Source organism: Kiloniella majae (genome assembly GCF_002118315.1).
Lineage (GTDB): Bacteria > Pseudomonadota > Alphaproteobacteria > Kiloniellales > Kiloniellaceae > Kiloniella > Kiloniella majae.
On sequence record NZ_MTSZ01000006.1, the window covers coordinates 13,511 to 34,784 of the forward strand.

General features: G+C 45.0%; 19 protein-coding genes. 14 read left to right on the forward strand and 5 right to left on the reverse strand.

Going from position 1 to position 21,274, the window contains the following annotated elements:
* Positions 1 to 79 precede the first annotated feature (79 nt).
* Positions 80 to 1,345: a divergent polysaccharide deacetylase family protein gene (locus tag BKB51_RS15845; protein WP_085902103.1), complete on the forward strand. Its 1,266-nt coding sequence runs from the start codon at positions 80 to 82 to the stop codon at positions 1,343 to 1,345.
* A gap of 108 nt (positions 1,346 to 1,453) precedes the next feature.
* Here BKB51_RS15845 and BKB51_RS15850 read toward each other — a convergent pair whose 3' ends face one another.
* Complete coding sequence (locus BKB51_RS15850) at positions 1,454 to 2,041, reverse strand: TetR/AcrR family transcriptional regulator (RefSeq protein ID WP_085902104.1); 588 nt, start codon at positions 2,039 to 2,041, stop codon at positions 1,454 to 1,456.
* A 69-nt stretch (positions 2,042 to 2,110) separates the two neighbouring features.
* Between BKB51_RS15850 and BKB51_RS15855 the strand changes: the two genes are divergently transcribed.
* The gene (locus tag BKB51_RS15855) at positions 2,111 to 2,521 is read left to right on the forward strand and encodes an antibiotic biosynthesis monooxygenase family protein (RefSeq protein ID WP_085902105.1); all 411 of its coding nucleotides are present in this window, start codon (positions 2,111 to 2,113) and stop codon (positions 2,519 to 2,521) included.
* 10 nt (positions 2,522 to 2,531) lie between these two features.
* Complete coding sequence (locus BKB51_RS15860; protein WP_085902106.1) at positions 2,532 to 3,212, forward strand: glutathione S-transferase family protein; 681 nt, start codon at positions 2,532 to 2,534, stop codon at positions 3,210 to 3,212.
* Between the two features lie 24 nt (positions 3,213 to 3,236).
* Here the strand turns inward: BKB51_RS15860 and trpE are convergent, their stop codons facing one another.
* The gene (gene trpE / locus BKB51_RS15865) at positions 3,237 to 4,754 is read right to left on the reverse strand and encodes an anthranilate synthase component I (protein ID WP_085902107.1); all 1,518 of its coding nucleotides are present in this window, start codon (positions 4,752 to 4,754) and stop codon (positions 3,237 to 3,239) included.
* Between the two features lie 2 nt (positions 4,755 to 4,756).
* Positions 4,757 to 6,655 (reverse strand): SurA N-terminal domain-containing protein, encoded by a 1,899-nt coding sequence (locus BKB51_RS15870; protein ID WP_085902108.1) that lies wholly within the window; start codon positions 6,653 to 6,655, stop codon positions 4,757 to 4,759.
* A 243-nt stretch (positions 6,656 to 6,898) separates the two neighbouring features.
* Between BKB51_RS15870 and tpiA the strand changes: the two genes are divergently transcribed.
* From tpiA to eno, 5 genes are all read left to right on the forward strand, one after another.
* A complete protein-coding gene (tpiA, locus tag BKB51_RS15875) occupies positions 6,899 to 7,645 on the forward strand; it encodes a triose-phosphate isomerase (protein ID WP_085902109.1) in 747 nt (248 codons plus the stop codon).
* A 149-nt stretch (positions 7,646 to 7,794) separates the two neighbouring features.
* On the forward strand, positions 7,795 to 8,130 hold the full coding sequence (gene secG / locus BKB51_RS15880) for a preprotein translocase subunit SecG (RefSeq protein ID WP_085902110.1): 336 nt from the start codon (positions 7,795 to 7,797) through the stop codon (positions 8,128 to 8,130).
* 90 nt (positions 8,131 to 8,220) lie between these two features.
* Positions 8,221 to 9,849 carry a CTP synthase gene (locus tag BKB51_RS15885; RefSeq protein ID WP_085902111.1) on the forward strand — a complete coding sequence of 543 codons (1,629 nt, stop codon included), beginning with the start codon at positions 8,221 to 8,223 and terminating at the stop codon, positions 9,847 to 9,849.
* Positions 9,850 to 9,924: 75 nt separating this feature from the next.
* Positions 9,925 to 10,788, forward strand: coding sequence for a 3-deoxy-8-phosphooctulonate synthase (gene kdsA / locus BKB51_RS15890; protein WP_085902112.1), 864 nt, complete (start codon positions 9,925 to 9,927; stop codon positions 10,786 to 10,788).
* A gap of 60 nt (positions 10,789 to 10,848) precedes the next feature.
* On the forward strand, positions 10,849 to 12,126 hold the full coding sequence (gene eno / locus BKB51_RS15895; protein WP_047763438.1) for a phosphopyruvate hydratase: 1,278 nt from the start codon (positions 10,849 to 10,851) through the stop codon (positions 12,124 to 12,126).
* Between the two features lie 138 nt (positions 12,127 to 12,264).
* On the opposite strand, the gene BKB51_RS15900 is transcribed toward eno, so the two are convergent.
* Positions 12,265 to 12,981: a DUF4198 domain-containing protein gene (locus BKB51_RS15900; protein ID WP_085902113.1), complete on the reverse strand. Its 717-nt coding sequence runs from the start codon at positions 12,979 to 12,981 to the stop codon at positions 12,265 to 12,267.
* A gap of 38 nt (positions 12,982 to 13,019) precedes the next feature.
* Positions 13,020 to 14,219 carry a GTP-binding protein gene (locus tag BKB51_RS15905; protein WP_085902114.1) on the reverse strand — a complete coding sequence of 400 codons (1,200 nt, stop codon included), beginning with the start codon at positions 14,217 to 14,219 and terminating at the stop codon, positions 13,020 to 13,022.
* Between the two features lie 238 nt (positions 14,220 to 14,457).
* Here BKB51_RS15905 and BKB51_RS15910 point away from each other — a divergent pair, with 238 nt between their 5' ends.
* From BKB51_RS15910 to lipA, 6 genes are all read left to right on the forward strand, one after another.
* Entirely contained in the window at positions 14,458 to 14,703 is a 246-nt protein-coding gene (locus BKB51_RS15910; RefSeq protein ID WP_245813289.1) for an FtsB family cell division protein, read from the forward strand.
* A gap of 188 nt (positions 14,704 to 14,891) precedes the next feature.
* Positions 14,892 to 15,929, forward strand: coding sequence for a pyruvate dehydrogenase (acetyl-transferring) E1 component subunit alpha (gene pdhA / locus BKB51_RS15915; RefSeq protein ID WP_198946775.1), 1,038 nt, complete (start codon positions 14,892 to 14,894; stop codon positions 15,927 to 15,929).
* A gap of 27 nt (positions 15,930 to 15,956) precedes the next feature.
* Positions 15,957 to 17,345, forward strand: coding sequence for a pyruvate dehydrogenase complex E1 component subunit beta (locus BKB51_RS15920; RefSeq protein ID WP_085902116.1), 1,389 nt, complete (start codon positions 15,957 to 15,959; stop codon positions 17,343 to 17,345).
* A gap of 21 nt (positions 17,346 to 17,366) precedes the next feature.
* Positions 17,367 to 18,683 (forward strand): pyruvate dehydrogenase complex dihydrolipoamide acetyltransferase, encoded by a 1,317-nt coding sequence (locus tag BKB51_RS15925; RefSeq protein ID WP_085902117.1) that lies wholly within the window; start codon positions 17,367 to 17,369, stop codon positions 18,681 to 18,683.
* Between the two features lie 11 nt (positions 18,684 to 18,694).
* A complete protein-coding gene (gene lpdA, locus BKB51_RS15930) occupies positions 18,695 to 20,092 on the forward strand; it encodes a dihydrolipoyl dehydrogenase (RefSeq protein ID WP_085902118.1) in 1,398 nt (465 codons plus the stop codon).
* A 161-nt stretch (positions 20,093 to 20,253) separates the two neighbouring features.
* A complete protein-coding gene (gene lipA, locus BKB51_RS15935; RefSeq protein WP_085902119.1) occupies positions 20,254 to 21,273 on the forward strand; it encodes a lipoyl synthase in 1,020 nt (339 codons plus the stop codon).
* The last annotated feature ends 1 nt before the right edge of the window (position 21,274 follow it).

A 21,274-nucleotide genomic window follows, 5' to 3' on the forward strand; every position in this document is an offset into this window, starting at 1 on the left:
TGTGACAAGTTTTATGAGTTTATACTGTTCACTTCTGCGAGGCTGATATACATATGATCGCTCTTAGTAGAGTGGATTCATGGTAGCAAAACGTAAGACAAAAAAAACAGACTCCTTGCCAAAGAAGGCAAACAAGAGCAAACGTTCCACCAGTAGATCTCAGCGTGGAAGTTTGTTTATTATTGCTGGTTTTCTTTTTTTTATTGCACTGGCTGTTTCCTCAGTTCTTATTCTTCAAAAAAACAAAGATAACGCCAAAACACCTGAGCCTCAGCCTCAATTAACAGAAGCTCAGGCGAAAAAGAAAGCTTTGGCGGCTGCGCCCGCCAACAAGCCACATCCTATTAATCTTGGTGATATTTCTATCGATGATACTGTTTTGGAAGATGGTCGGGCGAATGGACCTGCTAATCTTCCGCCGAACGTGACGATTACTGAAGATAAAGAGATCACGCCTAGAGAAAAATCACTATCCCAAAAATCGGCTCCTCCAAAATCAATCCCCAATGAGATTGAAGAACCTGCAAAGGTATCGGAAACGAAAAAGAATACTTCTGTAATTACGGCAGCAGATCAATCCCGGACCAATGATGACCAAGTTGCCTCTTTGCCACCACAAGAGAAAGCGTTGGCTGAGCCAGATCAACGAAGTGAATGGATAAGGCCAGAACGGCCTATGATTGCCGTAGTGCTGGATGATGTGGGTGTGAATAGAAGGGGGGCTGAGCTTGCAATAGAGCTACCCGGGGCAATTACCTTGGCTTTTATGACTTACGCGCCTGATGTAAAAGAAATGGCTGCTGAAGCGCGTAGAAAAGGGCATGAATTAATGTTGCATGTTCCTATGGAGCCACTTGGTTCTGCTGATCCTGGACCTAAAGCATTATTAACCGGATTAAGTGACGAAGAAATACTCGCGCGTCTGGAATGGGGAATGGCTCAGTTTGATGGCTATATCGGTATCAATAACCATATGGGCAGCAAATTTACGGGGTGGAGACAGGGAATGGAAGTGGTGATATCCAGAATTGAGCAGACGGATCACTTCTTTATGGATTCAAGAACGTCTCCAAGTAGTGTTGCCGCTTCTGTTGCTGCTTCGATGGGGGTACCTGTTCTTAGACGGGATGTCTTTATTGATAATGATTACAAAAATACACTGGAAATTTTAAAGCAATTAAAACAGGCAGAACGCATCGCAAAGAAGAATGGGCATGCCATTGCAATTGGTCACCCACATAAATCGACTGTTGAAGTTTTGCATAAATGGATCAAGGAAGCCGAAGCTCGCGGGTTTGATATTGTTCCTATTTCCGCGATTATGGCATTAAAAAAAACCAATTAGTTACTTTCTTATTGGATCGTTTAATCAATAATCCCTTGCTTAGATCTTGTTGAAAGTTTCAGGAATACCAATGCAACGTATAAGAATGTCTTTGGTAACTATAGTCCATTATTGATTAGGGTTTCCGTGTATACTATGTGCAAGTATTTGGGCAACATCATGCATTTTGTCACGGGATAATCCATGCCGTGCTGCGCCTGAAAGACCTGTCATCGTCGTTTGACAGACATCTGCCATCTTTTCTGGTTCCTTCGCACCAAGCTGTGTCAGCTTATCAACCAATTGTCGGTGAAAATTTTCCCGTATTTTTTGAGTGATTTCAAGAGCCTCTGGGTCTGACGCATTACGGGTGCCATCTAAAATAAGGCATCCACGGCCAGAATTTTTCTGTGTATAACTTTTCACGGCGCTATCAAAGAGTAAGCAGATAAAGTCGGGCAGATTGCTTGCTGAAAATGCATCCTGAAAAAACGGAGTACATTGTGCTTGATATAAATTAACTGCCTTTTCAAATAACTGAGCTTTCGAACCGAAGGCAGCATAGAGACTAGGTGCGCCAACACCTATTGCTTTTGTTAGTTTGGATAAGCCTGTCGCCTCGTACCCATCTTCCCAAAAAAGCTTTAGAGCGATTTCCTGAGCTTGAGTTTTATCAAAACCTCTTGGGCGTCCTCTTTTTTTATTTGTAACGGTCACTAAAGAATCCTTGTAGTGTGGAGTTTATATATGTAACGATCATTATATAAATTAGAAACGGAGAAGACAATGTATAGAAAATTCTTTTGTATTATGGGTGTGATGGCTTTGTTGAGCGGTTTGCCTATCGCTAATGCACAAGATGTAAAAACAGAGATTGATTCTGAGGAAAACATTCTGACCATGATTAATATCCTCACGCCCATTGATGGTGATCAAGAAGCATTGGTTACACAGCTTGAACGCGCACTGCAAAAAACAATGATTCATGAGCCAGGCTTCATTTCAGGAAACGTTCACCGATCCCTTGATTCAAAGCATGTCGTTAATTATGCCCAGTGGAAGGATAAAGCCTCATTAGAAGCTTTTGTTCTCAAACTCCAAGGTGGTAACGCCCCTGAAATGGCAAAAGTTTTTACAATGGCGACGCCAGATTTTCATCCATATGAGGTTGTGTCTAACCATCAACATCTGAATTAAGGGGGAAAGTATGCTTACACTTTATGGTTTGAACACGCCAAACGTCTATAAAGTCACTATTGGTTTAGAAGAAATGGGCCTGCATTATAATCTTGAGACCATTGATGTGCGATCAGGAAAGCAGTTTGACCAATCGATTGTTGACATGAATCCAAACGCTAAAATTCCAATTTTACGGGATGATGAGATGGGAATTACAGTTTCGGAATCAAATGCAATTTTACATTATTTGGCGGAAAAAACAGGGCAATTTTTTCCCTCGGATAAATTTGAAAGGACCAAGGGTATGGAGCTGTTATTTTTTCAGGCTGCATCAATCGGACCTTTGTTTGGTCAGAGAGCACATTTTGCGTTTCATGCCGGGGATACTAATAACGAATACGCTTTAGAACGGTATAGCAATGAGGGAGAACGCCTTTATAGCGTTATGGATGAATATTTATCCAGATCAGAAAAATGGTTTCTCAAAAGTTATTCAATTGTTGATATGGCTATTTTTGGTTGGGTTTATACTGCTGTTCATATGGGGTTTGGCGTAACCGAATATTCTTATTTAAATGCCTGGTATTTTGCTATGAAAGAAAGACCAGCAGTCATGAAAGGGGTTGCTACTCCAGACATGTTGCCAACCTTCCCTGAACCCAAGAGGCCCTTGAACTCTTCTCTCAAACAGATGAGAGTTTCACAGTAATAACTAAATTATTATTTTACTAACTTAGATGTTGTTTTTCTGAGCTGCGAAACGAACTGCCTCTTCAGCAGAACGGATAAGGGCGCGGGCTTTGTTGTGGCATTCCTGATATTCTGATTCTGCAACAGAGTCCGCGACGACACCGGCGCCAGCTTGAATATACATTGTTTGATCTTTGACAATTGCTGTACGCAAAGCAATGCAGGTATCCATACCACCACCAGCACCAAAATATCCGACTGCACCGCCATAGATGCCTCGGCGTTCCGGTTCCAGTTCATCAATGATTTCCATCGCACGTACCTTGGGGGCGCCGGATACTGTACCTGCAGGAAAACCTGCGGCAAGAGCATCAATCATATCAGCACGTTTGGTGTCCAGAGTACCTTCGACGTTAGAGACGATATGCATGACATGGCTATACAGTTCAATAATCATGCGTTCGGTTACTTCTATGCTACCGACCTCGGCGACACGGCCAACATCATTCCGTCCGAGATCCAGTAACATTAAATGTTCAGCAAGCTCTTTAGGGTCTGAGAGAAGATCTGCTGCAAGTTCCTTGTCTTCCGCGGCGTTGGCACCACGTTTACGGGTCCCCGCGATTGGACGGATGGTAACTTTGCCATCCCTGACACGCACAAGAATTTCAGGGCTGGAGCCAACAACGGAAAAATCACCAAAGTTCAGGAAGAACAGGAAAGGCGAGGGGTTCAATCTCCGCAATGCCCGATAGAGGGCAAAGGGGGGAAGTGTAAAAGGAACAGAGAAGCGTTGTGATAGAACCACCTGGAAAATGTCACCTGCCAGAATGTATTCTTTTGCGCGTTCAACAATACCGTGAAATTCTTCCCTGGTAAGGTTGGATGCTGTTTCTGGCAGCACCAAATCGCCTTCAAATGCTTCTGGCTTGTGTTGCAAAGGCGCGTTGAAGTCAGCGGTTACTGCAGCCAATCGATTATGCGCAGCCTCAAAAGCATCTCGGGCGCTGAGGTTATTGTTGGGCCATACAGTTGTTGTGACCAGAATCTGATCTTCAACCCGATCAAAAATGGCTGTTACGGTGGGGCGTAAATACATTCCTTCGGGGAGGCCCAGGTTATCGGGATTATCCGTAGGTAAATGCTCCATCTGACGAACTGTTTCATACCCCATGTAACCAACAATACCGGCTGCCATAGGCGGGAAATCTTCAGGCAGGTCAAACCTGCATTCAGAGACCAGTTTACGCAAGCTTTCCAAAGCGGTGTCGTTTTCATCAACAAAAGCATCAGGTGATGTTTGATATTGACGATTAATTTCAGCTTTTGATCCGTTACATCGCCATACCAGATCGGGATCAAAACCGATAAAGGAATAGCGCCCAATCGTATTTCCGCCCTCGACAGATTCGAAAAGAAAACTATTGGCTCGACGTTCTGCCAGTTTCAAAAAGGCAGAAACGGGCGTTTCCAGATCTGCAATCAACGTTGTCCACACGACCTGTGGTTTTTGTTGATTGTAAGTTTCTAGAAACGCCTCAAATGTAACAGGGTTCTTCATTGTTAGTTTGAATGACCATAAGGGTTAATAGCTTGATTGATTGAGGTTTGATTGATCTCAACGCCAAAGTCTTTTTCAAGAGCTGATATATACTGTGTATAGACATCGTTTTTGTAGGAGTTTTCAATTGCACCTTTTGTGCTCTCAATTTCTTCAGTAACAGTGGACAAATTCGGTTGCTCAATTTTTGTTAAACTTACAACCAAATAGCCATTATCAGCCTGACCAGTCAGTACGTCACCTTTTTCAGCTTTGTATATGTCTCTTACCAGTGCAGGAGCCAAGGCTTCACCGATGCTTGCAGAGAAGCGGTTCATCTCAACACCAAATTTGATCAATTCGGCTGCTTCGTCTGTGACAGCTTGCAAAGGTGTGCCGTTCTTCGCTTCTTCAGCAAGTTTGTCTGCAATAGCTTTTGCTTCTTCGCTTCTTTTGTTTTCAAGCCAAGAGCTCACGAGCTGAACCTTCACTTCTTCCAATGGACGAGGCGCAGGAGGTGTGATTGAATTCACCTTTAGAAGGAAGTAACCACCATTTTCGAGTTCTGTCAGCAAGCTATCAGAGCCTGATTCTGTTTGCGCGATAATTTCGCGGAACCTGGCATCTTCTGCCAGACCAAATTGTGGTAAGCCGTTGCGATCAAGGCCTTCTGCATCAATTGCTTCGTAGCTTAGTATTTCTTGCCCAAGTTTACTCGCTGCTTCTTCAAGTGTCGCGCCGGAAGCAATTTCATCATCAAGCTGATTGGCAATGGAAATTATTTCATCCGTTGCGATGCGTAATGCGGCATCTTTCTTGATTTGCTCTTCGACTTCTTCAAACTGAGCTTCGCGCGCAGGAGAGATTTCCTGAACGGAAACAATGTGCCACCCCAAGGGAGATTTTACTGGCGCAACAACGCCTGCATTTTCCAGACCAAAAACTGCATCCTGTAATTCTGGCAGTAAATCAGATCGTTCCATGATCCCAAGATCAACGCCCGCAGAGCCCGTTACTTCTGTCGCGATTGTATCGAAGTCTGCGCCATTAATAAGTCTATCATATGCTGCATTGGCTTCGGCTTCGTCGCTTAGCAACATCTGCACAAGTTTGCGGCGGTCAGGAAGCGAAAGGCTGTCCTTTTGTGCCAGAAACTCTTCTTGAACTTGATCATCTGTCAGAACGACATTCTGTGCTGCTTTGGTTGGATCAAGAAAAATGTAGCTGACTGATTTATATTCCGGGGCCAGATAGTTCTGTTTTTCTTCTTCGTAGTATGATGCAAGATCTGCATCTGTTGGGTCAGTCAGTTGAGAAAATCTGCTGTAAGGGATTTCTATATAGTCAACAATCCGCTTTTCAGTTTGATAGCTGTAAAGTCGTTCTGCCATTTTCTGCGGTACAGGAATAGCACCTGTGATGGCATTGTTGAGTTGCTGTCTTTCAATATCGTTACTTAGATCGGCAAGAAACGCTGCTTCAGAAAGACCAGCCTGATAAAGCGTTGACTGAAAACGTGCTGCATCAAAAAGGCCAGCCTCATTTTTAAAGGCTTCAATCTTCTGAATTTCTTTTTGTTGCTGCTCACGAGAAACAGTCAATCCCATCTCATCGGATTGCACTTGAGAAAGTGCTCTTGCAACCAAGCGGGAAACAACACGATTGTCTAGGCCTAGCTGCTGTGCTTCCTGTGCATCGAGGGCGCGTCCAAGCTGTTGAGAGAGGGCACTGGTTTCACGGGAAAAATCGCTGGCAAATTCAGCTTGGGTGATTTCTACGTCACCAACTTTTGCGACCGTTTGATTGTTGCCAAGGTTCAGGAAAATATCCTGAATGCCCCAAGCAGCAAAACTCAGGATCAACAGACAAAAGAGAGCCAAAACAATAATACGTTTTAAAAGGCCTGGTTTTTTATGAGCCATAACTTACCCGTGAAATCTTTATAAAGTTTATTTCGTATACATAATCGTGCGGGGCATCTTAGGGATGGAGCAGAGGCTGGGCAACAGCGTTTTTAAAGAATAAGCCCCATATTACTGTGTTGTGAAGTTTTTACGCTCTTTTGGGAGAGCAAGCAGCTTTGTAGCATTAAAAAAACCAGCAGCCTTGGATTGTTGGGAACGACATTGTATAGATGTGCCCATAATTTTTAGGGAGAATCGAATATGGCAGGCAAACTCATTGCTGGTAACTGGAAGATGAACGGATCTGTGTCCTTTGCTACTGAGTTGGTAGAGGGACTTTTAGGGAAAATAAATGAGGATTCCATATCTGCTGATTTTGTTGTGTGCCCACCAGCGGCTTTGCTTGGCACTGTTCTCTCTCTGACAAAAGGTACTGATCTTGCTGTTGGTGGTCAGGACTGCCACGCCAATGTATCTGGTGCTCACACAGGTGATACTTCTGCTGAATTGCTCAAAGATATTGGCTGTGGATACGTCCTCACAGGGCACTCGGAAAGACGTACGGATCATGGCGAGACAAATGCAGATGTAAATGCAAAGAGTGCCGCTGCACTCAAAGCAGGGCTGACCCCAATAATCTGCATTGGCGAAACAGAAGAAGAACGTGTATCAGGTGATACTTTGAGCGTGATCAAGGCGCAGGTTACAGAATCTCTACCTGGCGACTGTGATCCGAATAACATTGTACTTGCATACGAGCCTGTATGGGCCATTGGCACAGGTAAAACAGCTACACCGGCTGATGTTGCTGACGTGCATAATTTCATTCGTGGGCTTCTGAATGACCGTTTTGGCGAAGATGCGGCAAAAAAGATTCGGATACTTTATGGTGGATCTGTGAAGCCGGCAAATGCGGCTGAACTCCTTGCTGTGTCTAATGTTGACGGTGCTCTGGTCGGCGGTGCGAGTTTAAAAGTAGAAGATTTTTGGGCGATTGGTGCTAGATGACACTGGTCATATCGATCTGAAAAGGCTAAATAGCCTGTTAAGTTTTGAATAGGCGCATGAGAACGACACACTCTGGGTTCAATTTGGGGTGTGTGGTTTAGTGTTGAATAGGGATATTTTATCCCGGAAAGTTTGAGAGACTACTAACGATGAACAACGTCCTTTTGGTCATTCATTTGTTGATTACTTTGTCCCTTATTGGTGTCGTCCTTGTGCAGAAAAGCGAAGGCGGTGCTCTTGGAATGGGAGGAAGCGGTTCCGGTGGTGGTTCAGGCGGCTTTGGTGGTTTTCTCACCGGGCAAAGCACTGCAAACCTGCTAACTCGTACAACAGCAATATTGGCCGCAGCTTTTATCGCTTCTAGTTTGTTGCTGACAATCCTTGCAGATACAGGACGTACAACACGTTCTATTACAGATGATATTACTGTTCCTGCAATTCAAACCGAGACTGAGCAACCCGTTGCTCCTCCGGTTTCAGAATAAGTTTCGGATTATTTCCGTTACGTACTATCATTGACCGGGGCCAACAGGGTCCCGGTTTTGTTGAAACTGAATTAAGTGACAACGAGTTTCATGACGCGCTTTATATTTATTACCGGTGGTGTGACTTCTTCTTTGGGGAAGGGGTTGACCTCCGCGGCTGTTGGTGCGCTGCTTCAGGCACGTGGCTACAAGGTCCGCCTCCGTAAACTTGATCCCTACCTCAATGTTGATCCCGGCACGATGAGCCCTTATCAGCACGGTGAGGTTTTTGTGACCGATGATGGTGCAGAAACAGATTTGGATCTTGGGCACTACGAGCGCTATACGGGGGTATCAGCCCGTAAAAGTGACAACGTAACAACCGGGAAAATCTATTCCGAGGTTTTGGCGAAAGAACGCCGTGGTGACTATCTGGGCGCGACTATTCAGGTTATCCCGCACATTACGAACGCGATTAAAGAGTTTGTAATGTCTGATCTGGGGGATGAAGATTTCATCCTTTGCGAGATCGGAGGAACAGTTGGGGATATTGAGGGACTACCGTTCCTGGAAGCTATTCGCCAACTGGGGAATGAGCTTGGACGTGAGCGCAGCTTGTTTATTCACCTGACGCTTATTCCTTATCTTAAAGCTGCGGGTGAGCTGAAAACAAAGCCAACACAGCATTCTGTAAAAGAACTGCAATCTGTTGGTATTCAGCCGGACATGCTTTTGTGCCGTTGTGAACAGGAAATTCCAGAAAGCTCTCTTCGCAAGATTGCCCAGTTCTGTAACGTCCGTGAAACGGCTGTTATTCCTGCTCTTGATGTTGATACTATTTATGCTGTGCCTCGGGCATATCATGAACAAGGCCTTGATGAAGAAGTGTGTCGTCATTTTGGTATTGAGCCCAAAAAAGATCTCGACCTATCGCGTTGGGATCAGGTGACACAAACGATCCGCGAGCCTGATGGCGAAGTGACAATTGGTGTTGTTGGTAAATACACTTCATTGTTGGATGCGTATAAATCACTTGCTGAGGCGTTGGTTCACGGTGGTATCGCCAATAACGTTAAAGTTAAAATTAACTGGCTGGATTCACAGATCTTTGAAAGTGAAGGGGCGATTGAAGCCCTCGAAAATGTTCATGGTATTCTTGTGCCGGGCGGTTTTGGTGAGCGTGGTTCTGAAGGCAAGATTGCTGCAGCTGGCTTTGCACGTAAAACAAATGTGCCGTATTTTGGTATTTGTTTTGGTATGCAAATGGCCGTTCTTGATGCGGCACGTAATCTTGCCGGTCTAGCTGATGCTAGTTCTTCCGAGTTTGGTCCGTGTGATGAACCTCTCGTTGGGATCATGACTGAGTGGGCACGCGGCAACGAGATGGAACAGCGTTCTTATGGTAGTGATCTCGGTGGGACAATGCGTTTGGGAAGTTATCCTTGCGCGCTTGCCGAAGGGTCAAAGGTCCGTGAAGCTTATGGTACTGAACTTGTTGATGAGCGTCATCGTCACCGCTATGAAGTGAACATTAACTATCGCGAAAAACTCGAAGCTTCAGGTCTTAAATTCTCTGGATTGTCACCAGATGGTAAACTTCCTGAAATTGTTGAGTTGGAAGATCATCCTTGGTTTATTGGTGTTCAGTTCCATCCTGAACTGAAATCCCGTCCATTTGAGCCGCATCCGCTTTTCACTTCTTTTGTGAAAGCCGCGATAGAACAGTCTCGCCTGGTTTAAGTCTTAGGATTTTAAGGCTTAGCTCTAATGAACCAGGTGGTGTAAATTTATAGGGAAGAATAGGAAGTTATTTTTATGGCAGTGCATGCAGACCTTCAATCACGGCACGTTAAAGTTGGTAATGTTACTTTTGGTAATGATCTACCATTCGTATTGATTGCAGGTCCTTGCCAAATGGAAGGCAGAGCACACGCACTTGAAATGGCCGAGGCTTTAACCAAGGCCTGCGAAAAGCTTTCTATTCCCCTGATTTACAAATCTTCTTTTGATAAGGCGAACCGCACCAGTCTCAGCTCTTCACGGGGTATTGGTATGGATGAAGCTTTGTCCGTTTTTGAAGAAATCAAATCAAAGTTTGGCTGTCCGGTTATTACGGATGTTCATGCGGCACATCAGTGTGAGCCTGTTGCCCAAGTTGTTGATGTTTTGCAAATTCCAGCCTTCTTGTGTCGTCAGACTGATCTGTTGATTGCTGCTGCTAAAACAGGACGGGCAATCAATGTCAAAAAAGGGCAATTTCTGGCCCCTTGGGATATGGCAAACGTCTCTCAAAAAATCATCGAATCTGGCAATGATAAGGTAATGGTATGTGAGCGTGGAGCATCGTTTGGATATAATACGCTTGTATCCGATATGCGTTCTTTACCAATAATGGCCATGGGAACAGGGTGCCCTGTTGTGTTTGATGCAACGCATTCTGTCGCTCAACCCGGTGGTCAGGGCGCGACCTCTGGCGGACAGAGAGAATTCATTTCTGTATTGGCCCGCGCTGCTATGTCTGTTGGCGTTGCTGGCCTCTTTATGGAGACTCACCAGGATCCTGATAATGCCCCTTGCGACGGGCCAAACATGATTCGGGTGCAAGAACTTCCAGAGCTTCTTTCGCTTCTGGTTGAGTTCGACAAACTGGCAAAAGCACATCCTGTGTCTATTGCTTAATTATTTTACCGAGGCCTGCCCCTCTCTGCGCCTCAACTTTCTTAACGGAGATAGAATAAAATGACGGCGATCATCGACATACAAGGTCGTGAGATCCTCGATTCTCGTGGCAACCCTACCGTAGAAGTTGACGTTCTTTTGGAAAGTGGCGCCTTTGGGCGTGCTGCAGTGCCATCAGGCGCTTCCACAGGGATTTATGAGGCAGTTGAACTTCGTGATCAGGATAAAGGACGTTATCTTGGCAAAGGTGTTCTTAAAGCTGTTGAATCTGTAAACGAAGAAATTCTCGAAGCCCTTATCGGTTTGGATGCCGAAGATCAGCTTCTTATTGATCAGGTGATGATTGACCTTGATGGTACCGAGAACAAATCACGCTTAGGGGCAAATGCAATTCTGGGTGCCAGTTTGGCAGTTGCCAAGGCGTCTGCAGAAGATGCCGGTCTACCGTTGTATCGTTATGTTGGCGGTGCATTTGCCAGAACGCTTCCTGTGCCGATGATGAATATCATTAATGGCGGCGCGCATGCTGATAATCCAATTGATATTCAGGAATTTATGGTCATGCCTGTTGGGGCGGCTTCTGGTTCTGATGCCATTCGGATGGGCGCAGAGATTTTCCACTCATTGAAAAAGTCTCTCAGCGATGCCGGCCACAACACCAATGTGGGAGACGAGGGCGGTTTTGCACCAAGCCTTGCTTCTACAGACGAAGCGTTGAACTTTATTACAAAAGCCGTTGGTAATGCGGGTTACAATCTGGGTGATGACGTTATGTTGGCACTTGATTGTGCTTCTTCCGAGTACTTCAAAGACGGCAAATACGAACTGGCTGGCGAAGGCAAATCACTGGGTGCGGACGAAATGGTTCGGTACCTCGAAGATCTTGTTAATCGCTATCCAATCCTTTCCATCGAAGATGGCATGGCAGAAGATGACTGGGATGGCTGGAAGTCTTTGACACAAGCAATTGGCAATAAAGTACAGTTGGTTGGTGATGATCTGTTCGTGACGAACCCAAAACGTCTATTGCGTGGCCTGGAAACAGATACAGCGAACTCCATTCTGATTAAAGTCAATCAGATTGGTACGCTTTCAGAAACGCTTGAAGCTGTCGATATGGCTCATAAAGCTGGTTATACTGCGGTTATGTCGCACCGTTCGGGTGAGACAGAAGACAGCACCATTGCTGATTTGGCTGTGGCAACGAACTGTGGGCAGATTAAAACTGGCTCTCTTTCCCGTTCTGACCGTATTGCCAAATACAACCAGCTTATCCGCATCGAAGAAGAGTTGGGGTCTATGGCTCATTACGCTGGACGTAGTGTTCTTCGTAAATAAGTAAATATATTAAAAAGCGGGGTTGGAATTTATTCGGAACCGCTTCATATAAACGATCGACAAGGGCCTCGGAATTAACCGAGGCCCTTGTTTTATGATGTGGGGCTTGATCTGATTAATACGATCAGCGTAACGGATTTAATGGTGTTTATGTTCTAAAGCAAATGAAAGGGTAGAAAAATAACCCTCTTTATCTGCATCAGTTTTGTCTTCCAATTCTTTGGTTGTCGAAACAGCGATCACGTTAAGTTCTTGATTTCTTATTGTAATTGTTACTTCACCATTTTTGTCGGTGATCAATTTTTTAGCTGTTTCATCATTGATATAATCAGCAATCACCTTCAATCCTTCAACAGGCTCTTTATTCAACAGAACTCGAAGAGAGAGCTTGTCTCCCTGTTCCAGATCATGTGGGTTTTGTAGAGGGTAAATTTCGAGTGGAAGCCCCAGAGGTTTTTCTAATGTGTCTGCGCCAAGAGGAATGTGCGTAGTATATTTAAAATAACGTCCTGAAGAGACAGGGCTTTCTACCTGTGATTTTTTCTGATTATGCCATTTTCCTTTGGTATCTTTTGTCCAATAACCATTATCAAAAATTGCAGTAACAGCTTGTGTTTCTTTGGGGATTTGGATGTTGATATAGCTATCTGTTTCGCGCGTTTCTCCTTTGCTCACTGTGCCGTTTGGCATGTATATTTGTACTGATTTCAGTTTTTCTGTTTGATAGGCATCATCAGAAGCTCCGTGGCCATAAACGATGGATGGTTCACCAAAGCGATCAGTAATCCAGATGCCATGCGCAAAACTGGCTGTGGGGAAGAAGGTGAGTAATAGAGCGGGGAGGAGTTTTTTCATTGTAATCGAATATCTTTATTTTATGGTTGTTATAATGATCAGGCCTGTTGTGCCCAGTGATTGAAGTAATCTTTATGTTGTGATTGCCAGATTTCAGGCAGAAATTCGTCTTCTTTGACGAGACAGTCATTCAGGCGGTTAATTATTTCTTCCTTATCCATTTGAGAGCCAATGAAAACGATTTCGTTGCGACGGTCACCAAATGCGGGATCCCAGTTCTTTTTGATTTGTGTGATGAAGTCTTGATCATCCGGCCATCTGTTTTTGGGTATGGAAGACCACCACTTACCAATCAATTCCGTGGTGGTGTATTTTCCTGCCTGAGACATCTCGCCGACCTGGTCAGGTCTGTTTGAAAGCCAAAAATGGCCTTTTGATCTCAAAACACCGGATTGTTCCTGTTGGAAAAAATCTGCAATTTTTTCAGGAACAAAGGGTTTTTTCGACCGATAAACAAAACTATCAATTCCATATTCTTCGGTTTCAGGGACGTGGTTTTCGTATCCATAGAGTTCTTTTGCCCACAAGGGGTGTTCATGTGCTTTTGCAAAGCTGAAGCGTTTTGTATTTAACAGATGCTCCAAAGGAACATGTGATTGCACGCTTTCAACCACGATTGCATCTGGGTTGAGTGCTTTGATTACTTTGTGAATTTCGATAATCGTATCTCGAGACACCAAATCGGTTTTATTTAGAATAATTGTATTTGAAAACTCTATCTGTTCGACCAGTAGATTAACGAGGGATCGTTGATCTTCCGGGCCTAGTGCTTCACCTCGATCTAAGAGCAATTCGGAAGATGAATAATCATTGAGTAGGTTGCCGGCATCAATGACGGTGACCATGTTATCCAGCGTTGTGACGTCCGAAAGGCTAAATCCGTTTTCATCTCTGAAGTCAAATGTAGTCGCGACGGGAAGGGGCTCAGAAATACCTGATGATTCAATGATTAAGTGATCAAATTTTTGAGAGGAGGCAAGGTTACTTACTTCGTGTAATAAATCTTCTCTTAAGGTGCAGCAAATGCAACCGTTTGTCATTTCAACAAGATTTTCATCTGTTTGGGATAGGGATGAGTTTTTGAACTGAAGAATATCAGAATCAATATTAATTTCACTCATGTCGTTAACAATAACGGCAACTCTTTCAAGATCAGCATTGTTAAGGATTTGGTTTAAAAGGGTTGTTTTGCCAGCCCCAAGAAAGCCGGAAAGGACTGTTACACTTAGTTTGTTCATGGTTATCACCTCAAGTCAGACGTTTGATTTGTGATATGTTATAACATAACGTTTGTCAATTCTGTTTTTATTTCCTTATTAAAGGGCATTAATGCTTTGTTTATTCCCAATAACTATTTTATCTGTTAGATTACTTTGGCTGCATGCAAAGAAAATTGATTTAGAGTAAATGTCTTTATTTAGAGAGATTCATAAACGGTCCCGTGTCGTGATTCCGCAAGTTTTGGGGGCGTCATTGGTGGCTTATTTCGCGTATCACACAATTGAGGGTGATCGTGGTGTTTGGGCGTGGATCCATCTCACTCAAAACCTTCAAGCCAAACAAGACGAAATGCTCAAAATTCAAAGTGATCGCCAAGAACTTGAATCAAGGGTTGCGCTTTTACGCCCTGATAATCTTGACCCAGATCTTTTGGAAGAGCGGGCGAGGGATGTACTTAATTATGGGCGTGAAAACGAATATTTGGTCATCCAGCAACGATAATAAAGTTAACCGAAAATTGTGCAATGCAGCATTTTTTATCAAGTTAACTTATTTTTGGTTAATTTACAAAAAATCGTTATAAATCAATAATATAAAATCTATTGTAATAATATTACTTTTCCCTTATTTTAAGTGCGAGAAATAAAACCCCCTTAGTGCGTAACACTAACTTGAACGGGAAACCTCGCATGGCGACTAAAAAAACGCCCACCAAACGGGCCCCTAAGAAACGGACAGCATCTTCTGCGCTTCCATCCGACGTTAACAATGAAATGATCCTTGATTTTTACCGTGAAATGCTTTTGATCCGCCGCTTTGAAGAAAAGGCCGGACAATTGTATGGCATGGGCTTAATTGGTGGATTTTGCCACCTTTACATCGGGCAGGAAGCTGTCGTTGTTGGTATCCAGTCTGTACTGGAAGACCGTGATACGATTCTGACATCCTATCGTGACCACGGGCACATGCTTGCTTGTGGCATGGATCCTGATGGTGTGATGGCTGAGCTGACCGGGCGTATCGGTGGATATTCCAAAGGTAAAGGCGGCTCCATGCACATGTTCAGCGAAGAAAAGGGTTTCTATGGCGGACATGGTATTGTTGGTGCGCAGGTTCCAATTGGAACAGGTATCGCCTTTGCCCATAAATATCTGGAAGAAAATGCTGTAAACGTTGCCTATTTGGGTGATGGTGCATTGAACCAGGGGCAGGTTTACGAATCATTCAACATGGCTTCTCTTTGGGATCTACCTGTTGTTTATGTAATTGAAAACAACCGTTACGGCATGGGGACATCAACAGAACGTTCTTCTGCGAATAGCACCGAGCTCTATCATCGCGGTAGCGCCTATGGAATTCCGGGCATGCAAGTTGACGGTATGGATGTTGTTGCCGTGCGCGAAGCTGCAAAAATTGCTGTGGAACATGCCAGAAGTGGCAAAGGACCATATATCATGGAAATGATGACCTATCGTTATCGCGGTCATTCCATGTCTGATCCTGCGAAATACCGTTCTAAAGAAGAAGTTCAAAAGGTGCGTGAAGAGCGTGATCCGATTGAGCGTCTTCGCGCGGTTATGGTCAAAAAGAATGTGATTGACGAAGCAGGCATGAAACAAATCGATAAGGATGTTAAAGCGATTGTTTCCAAATCTGCTGAATTTGCACAGTCTAGCCCCGAGCCAGATCCTTCTGAACTTTACACCGATGTGTACGCTGACGCGTAAGCTGTCCGTCATTCCGGAGAAGAAAATATGCCAATAGAAATTCTTATGCCTGCGCTTTCCCCTACAATGACAGAGGGGAAACTTGCGCGTTGGATGAAAAATGAAGGCGACAGCGTATCATCAGGTGATATTCTGGCCGAAATCGAAACAGATAAAGCAACCATGGAAGTTGAAGCCGTTGATGACGGGGTTCTTGGGAAAATCCTTGTCGCGGGTGATACAGATAATGTTGCTGTGAATACGCCAATCGCTCTTCTTTTGGAAGAGGATGAAAGCGATGCGGACCTCAGTAACTATTCCGCTGCGACACCTGCGCCTGCTGCTCAAGCTGACGCGCAACCTGCTACAGTTTCATCTGAGACTGCCAATGTGGCTGCACCAGAAGCGCCAAAAGCGGAAGCTGTCGCGCCAGAGAGTGAATGGGACGGACCTGTTATCAACACGACAGTTCGTGAAGCCTTGCGTGATGCAATGGCTGAAGAAATGCGCCGTAATGAAAAAGTATTCCTCATGGGTGAGGAAGTTGCTCAATACCAAGGCGCATATAAGATCAGTCAGGGGCTGCTTGATGAGTTTGGTGCCAAGCGGGTTATTGATACACCAATTACAGAGCATGGTTTTGCCGGGTTGGGTGTTGGTGCGGCGTTTTATGGTCTAAACCCGATTGTTGAATTTATGACGTTCAACTTTGCGATGCAGGCGATTGATCATATCATTAACTCTGCAGCAAAAACACGTTACATGTCTGGTGGTCAGGTTAGTAGTCCGATTGTTTTCCGTGGACCTAACGGTGCGGCATCCCGTGTTGGAGCTCAGCATTCTCAATGTTATGCAAGCTGGTATGCGCATTGTCCAGGACTTAAAGTTGTATCTCCTTATTCTGCGGCGGATGCCAAGGGGCTACTTAAATCTGCTATTCGTGATCCAAACCCGGTGATTTTCCTGGAAAATGAGCTTCTGTATGGACAGAGCTTTGATGTACCAGATACGGATGATTGGACGGTGCCAATTGGTAAAGCCAAGATTGTTCGTCCGGGTACTGATGTTACCATCGTAACTTTCTCAATTATGGTTGGAAAAGCTTTGGAAGCGGCTGAAGAGTTGGCAAAAGAAGGCATTTCTGCAGAAGTTATCGATCTGAGAACAATTCGCCCATTGGATACGGAAACCATTCTTAATTCTGTGCGTAAGACCAACCGTCTGGTGACTGTTGAAGAAGGTTGGGCTTTCTCGGGCGTTGGTTCTGAAATTTCGGCAATGGTTATGGAGCAGGCGTTTGACTATCTGGATGCACCTGTTCAGCGTGTGGCTGGTGTTGACGTTCCGCTACCTTATGCAGCGAACCTTGAGCAGCTTGCGCTACCACAGAGTTCTCACATTATTACTTCGGCCAAAGAAGTCTGCTATCGCTCATAAGCAGAGCAGGGGAGAAATACGATGCCTATAAATATTCTTATGCCCGCCCTGTCTCCTACAATGACAGAAGGTACACTATCCCGTTGGCTGGTGAATGAAGGTGATACAGTTAATTCCGGCGATGTTCTTGCGGAAATTGAAACCGATAAAGCCACTATGGAAGTTGAGGCGGTTGATGAAGGTACAATTGCCAAGATCCTCGTTCCTGGCGGAACCGAGGGTGTAGCGGTTAATCAGACGATTGCTGTCTTGCTTGAAGAAGATGAAGACGCCAGTGCGTTAGAGAATGTTTCTACTGAAACTGAAGCGCCTGTTGCACAAGCTGAGCCAAAGCAAGAAGAAGCTGTATCAGTTGCCCCTGCAACAGAAAAAGCGCCATCGTCAAGACCAGCTGCGCCAGCACCGGTTTCTGCTAGTGGTGACCGTATTTTTGCGAGCCCGCTCGCCAGACGGATGGCTTCTCAGGAAAGCCTTGATCTTTCTGCCCTTAAAGGGACAGGTCCTCATGGCCGTATTATAAAGGCTGATATCTTGTCCGCTCTGGAACAAGGTGTTGGTAAGGCTGGTGCTTCGACTGAAACATCTGCCGCGGCTCCGGCTAAAACAGCGCCTGCTGCCTCAGGACCAAATGCGCGCGAACTCGCGGATATGCTTGGTATGGAATACGATCTGGAACCATTGAGCTCCATGCGTCGTGTGATTGCTAGCCGATTGAGTGAATCAAAGCAGACTGTTCCACATTTCTACCTAACGGTTGATTGTGAAATGGATAAGCTACTCGCATTCCGTAAGGAGCTGAATGCAAGCGGCGATGTGAAGATTTCCGTGAATGATTTTGTTATTCGTGCTGCAGCTTTGGCGTTGAAAAAAGTACCTGCTGCGAATGCGTCTTTCAGTGATGAAGGTATTCTTAGCTATAAAAATGCTGATATCTCTGTGGCTGTTGCAACGCCATCGGGTTTGATTACGCCAATCATTAAAGCTGCTCAGAATAAAGGTCTTGGTATTATTTCTGAAGAAATGAAAGATCTGGCTGGTCGTGCACGTGATGGCAAGTTGAAACCAGAAGAGTATCAAGGCGGGACTTTCTCGATCTCTAACCTTGGTATGTTTGGCATTAAAGATTTCTCTGCCATTATTAACCCGCCACAGGGATGTATCCTTGCCGTTGGTGCCGGAGAGCAGCGTCCTGTCGTTAAAGATGGTGCCTTGGCAATTGCGACAGTGATGACCTGTACGTTATCGGTCGATCATCGTGTGGTTGATGGTGCGGTTGGTGCAGAGTACATGGCCGCGTTTAAAGCCCTGATCCAAGAACCTCTCTCCATGCTTCTTTAGGGGATGAAACTATGAGTGATACAAACTTTGACGTTATCGTTCTCGGCGGTGGTCCTGGTGGCTATGTGACGGCGATCCGTTCAGCGCAACTTGGTCTGAAAACGGCTGTCGTGGAAAAAGATCATCTTGGCGGGATTTGCCTGAACTGGGGATGTATCCCGACAAAGGCATTGCTGCGGTCTGCAGAAATTTACCGTAACATGAAGCATGCGGAAGACTATGGATTATCCGCGTCAAATGTCAGTTTTGATCTGCAAAAAATCGTTGAGCGTTCCAAAGGTGTTTCAAAACAGCTTAATGGTGGTGTTGGTCATCTTCTGAAGAAGAACAAGGTAACGGTTTTTGACGGTACTGGTACTTTAACGGCTGCGGGCAAAATGACCGTTGAGGGCAAAGATAAGAAGAAAACAGCTTTAACAGCTAAGAATATTATCATTGCAACGGGTGCTCGTGCCCGGACCCTTCCGGGATTAGAGCCTGATGGTAAGCTTGTTTGGACATATCGTGAAGCTTTGCGTCCGGATACAATGCCGAAATCATTGTTGGTGGTTGGTTCTGGCGCTATCGGCATCGAATTTGCTGACTTTTACAGCACTCTTGGTGCTGACGTTACCGTGGTTGAGATTTTCGATAAAATCTTGCCTGTGGAAGATGACGAGATTTCAAAGTTGGCCCAAAAGCAGTTGGGTAAACATGGTTTGAAATTCCGCACAGGAACCAAGGTCAGCAAGCTGGATAAAAAGTCCAATCAGGTAACGGCGACACTAGAGAAAAATGGTAAGACAGAGCAGATCACTGTTGATCGTGTGATTTCTGCTGTTGGTGTCGTTGGTAATATTGAAAACCTTGGTTTGGAAGCTCTGGGTATTAAAACCGATCGTGGCTGTATTGTTACGGATGAATTTTCACGAACCAATGTACCTGGTGTCTTTGCTATCGGTGATGTGGCTGGCCCGCCAATGCTTGCGCACAAAGCTGAACACGAAGGTGTTGTTTGTATTGAAAAGATTGCAGGTCTGTCTGCGCACCCGATTGATAAATCCAAGATTCCTGGTTGTACCTATTGTCACCCGCAGATTGCATCTGTTGGTCTAAATGAGCAGACAGCCAAAGCGGAAGGTCGCGATGTCAAAATCGGACGTTTCCCGTTTGCGGGTAACGGAAAGGCGATTGCACTTGGTGAGGCCGAGGGTCTGATCAAAACCATCTTTGATGCTAAGACCGGTGAACTTCTTGGGGCGCATATGATTGGCGCAGAAGTTACTGAACTTATTCAGGGATTTGTTGTCGCGATGGGGCTTGAGACAACGGAAGAAGAGCTAATGCATACTGTCTTCCCGCATCCAACTCTCTCAGAGATGATGCATGAATCTGTTCTTGATGCCTATGGTCGGGCAATTCACTTCTAGGTGTGATTTTGCCACAGGCAATCTTAATGCTTGAGATTTTGTTGTAATTCCATATGTATTGCAGCATGTGACAGGAAGGCGCTTTCAGCCTTCCTGTTAGTAACGGCGTGTAAACCTCTTCTATTGTAGGATTGGGTTCACGAAATGGTCGGAGTTAGTTGATGACAGAAACCATGGTTTCAGAACAAACAACATCCCAGCTCGAGGGAAAAGAACGCGCAGAGCGTATTATTTCCTCAAAGGATGACCGTGCGAAGATGCGGCACCCTGAAAAGGCCAAACGTCCCGACTCTCCTATCCAACGGAAACCGTCTTGGATTAGAGTAAAAGCCCCGGTATCCAAAGGGTATCAGGAAACGCGCAAGCTGATGCGTGATAACAATCTTCATACTGTGTGTGAAGAGGCCGCGTGCCCTAATATTGGCGAATGCTGGTCTAAAAAACATGCCACGATGATGATCATGGGCGGGATTTGTACCCGTGCCTGTTCGTTTTGTAATATTGCAACCGGGAAGCCTAATCCGCTAAGCCCGCTTGAGCCCTACAGCGTTGCAGCGGCGGTTGCCAAACTGCAGTTGCGTCATGTGGTGATTACATCTGTGGATCGTGATGATCTGGATGATGGTGGTGCCGAGCATTTCTCAAAAGTGATTGCAGCAACCCGTAAAGACGCACCAGATACAACGATTGAAATTCTGACACCTGATTTCAGGCATAAAGATGGCGCGTTGGAAGTTGTGGTTAAGGCAAAACCAGATGTGTTTAACCACAATCTGGAAACTGTTCCACGTTTATATACAACGGTACGTCCTGGCGCTCGCTATTATCACAGTTTGAAAATTCTGGATCGCGCCAAAGAGCTTGATCCGACACTCTTTACCAAATCCGGACTGATGGTCGGTCTGGGTGAAAGTAAGGATGAGGTGCTTCAGGTTATGGATGATATGCGTTCGGCTGATGTAGATTTTCTGACAATCGGTCAGTATCTACAGCCAACACCGAAACATCATCCTGTTGATCGTTTTGTCGATCCGGAAGAATTCAAGTTTTATGAAAAGATGGCTTATAACAAAGGATTCTTGCATGTTGCATCTACACCTTTGACCCGTTCATCCTATCATGCTGATGAAGATTTCCAGGAATTGAGAAAAGCCAGAGAAGAAAAGCTGTCTCGTTCTTGAT

Excerpts from the sequence above, each read along its gene's own strand:
- BKB51_RS15845 (WP_085902103.1), top strand. The coding sequence starts at position 80 with ATGGTAGCAAAACGTAAGACAAAAAAAACAGACTCCTTGCCAAAGAAG.
- BKB51_RS15855 (WP_085902105.1), top strand. The coding sequence starts at position 2,111 with ATGTATAGAAAATTCTTTTGTATTATGGGTGTGATGGCTTTGTTGAGC.
- BKB51_RS15860 (WP_085902106.1), top strand. The coding sequence starts at position 2,532 with ATGCTTACACTTTATGGTTTGAACACGCCAAACGTCTATAAAGTCACT.
- trpE (WP_085902107.1), bottom strand. The coding sequence starts at position 4,754 with ATGAAGAACCCTGTTACATTTGAGGCGTTTCTAGAAACTTACAATCAA.
- BKB51_RS15870 (WP_085902108.1), bottom strand. The coding sequence starts at position 6,655 with ATGGCTCATAAAAAACCAGGCCTTTTAAAACGTATTATTGTTTTGGCT.
- tpiA (WP_085902109.1), top strand. The coding sequence starts at position 6,899 with ATGGCAGGCAAACTCATTGCTGGTAACTGGAAGATGAACGGATCTGTG.
- secG (WP_085902110.1), top strand. The coding sequence starts at position 7,795 with ATGAACAACGTCCTTTTGGTCATTCATTTGTTGATTACTTTGTCCCTT.
- BKB51_RS15885 (WP_085902111.1), top strand. The coding sequence starts at position 8,221 with ATGACGCGCTTTATATTTATTACCGGTGGTGTGACTTCTTCTTTGGGG.
- kdsA (WP_085902112.1), top strand. The coding sequence starts at position 9,925 with ATGGCAGTGCATGCAGACCTTCAATCACGGCACGTTAAAGTTGGTAAT.
- eno (WP_047763438.1), top strand. The coding sequence starts at position 10,849 with ATGACGGCGATCATCGACATACAAGGTCGTGAGATCCTCGATTCTCGT.
- BKB51_RS15900 (WP_085902113.1), bottom strand. The coding sequence starts at position 12,981 with ATGAAAAAACTCCTCCCCGCTCTATTACTCACCTTCTTCCCCACAGCC.
- BKB51_RS15905 (WP_085902114.1), bottom strand. The coding sequence starts at position 14,219 with ATGAACAAACTAAGTGTAACAGTCCTTTCCGGCTTTCTTGGGGCTGGC.
- pdhA (WP_198946775.1), top strand. The coding sequence starts at position 14,892 with ATGGCGACTAAAAAAACGCCCACCAAACGGGCCCCTAAGAAACGGACA.
- BKB51_RS15920 (WP_085902116.1), top strand. The coding sequence starts at position 15,957 with ATGCCAATAGAAATTCTTATGCCTGCGCTTTCCCCTACAATGACAGAG.
- BKB51_RS15925 (WP_085902117.1), top strand. The coding sequence starts at position 17,367 with ATGCCTATAAATATTCTTATGCCCGCCCTGTCTCCTACAATGACAGAA.
- lpdA (WP_085902118.1), top strand. The coding sequence starts at position 18,695 with ATGAGTGATACAAACTTTGACGTTATCGTTCTCGGCGGTGGTCCTGGT.
- lipA (WP_085902119.1), top strand. The coding sequence starts at position 20,254 with ATGACAGAAACCATGGTTTCAGAACAAACAACATCCCAGCTCGAGGGA.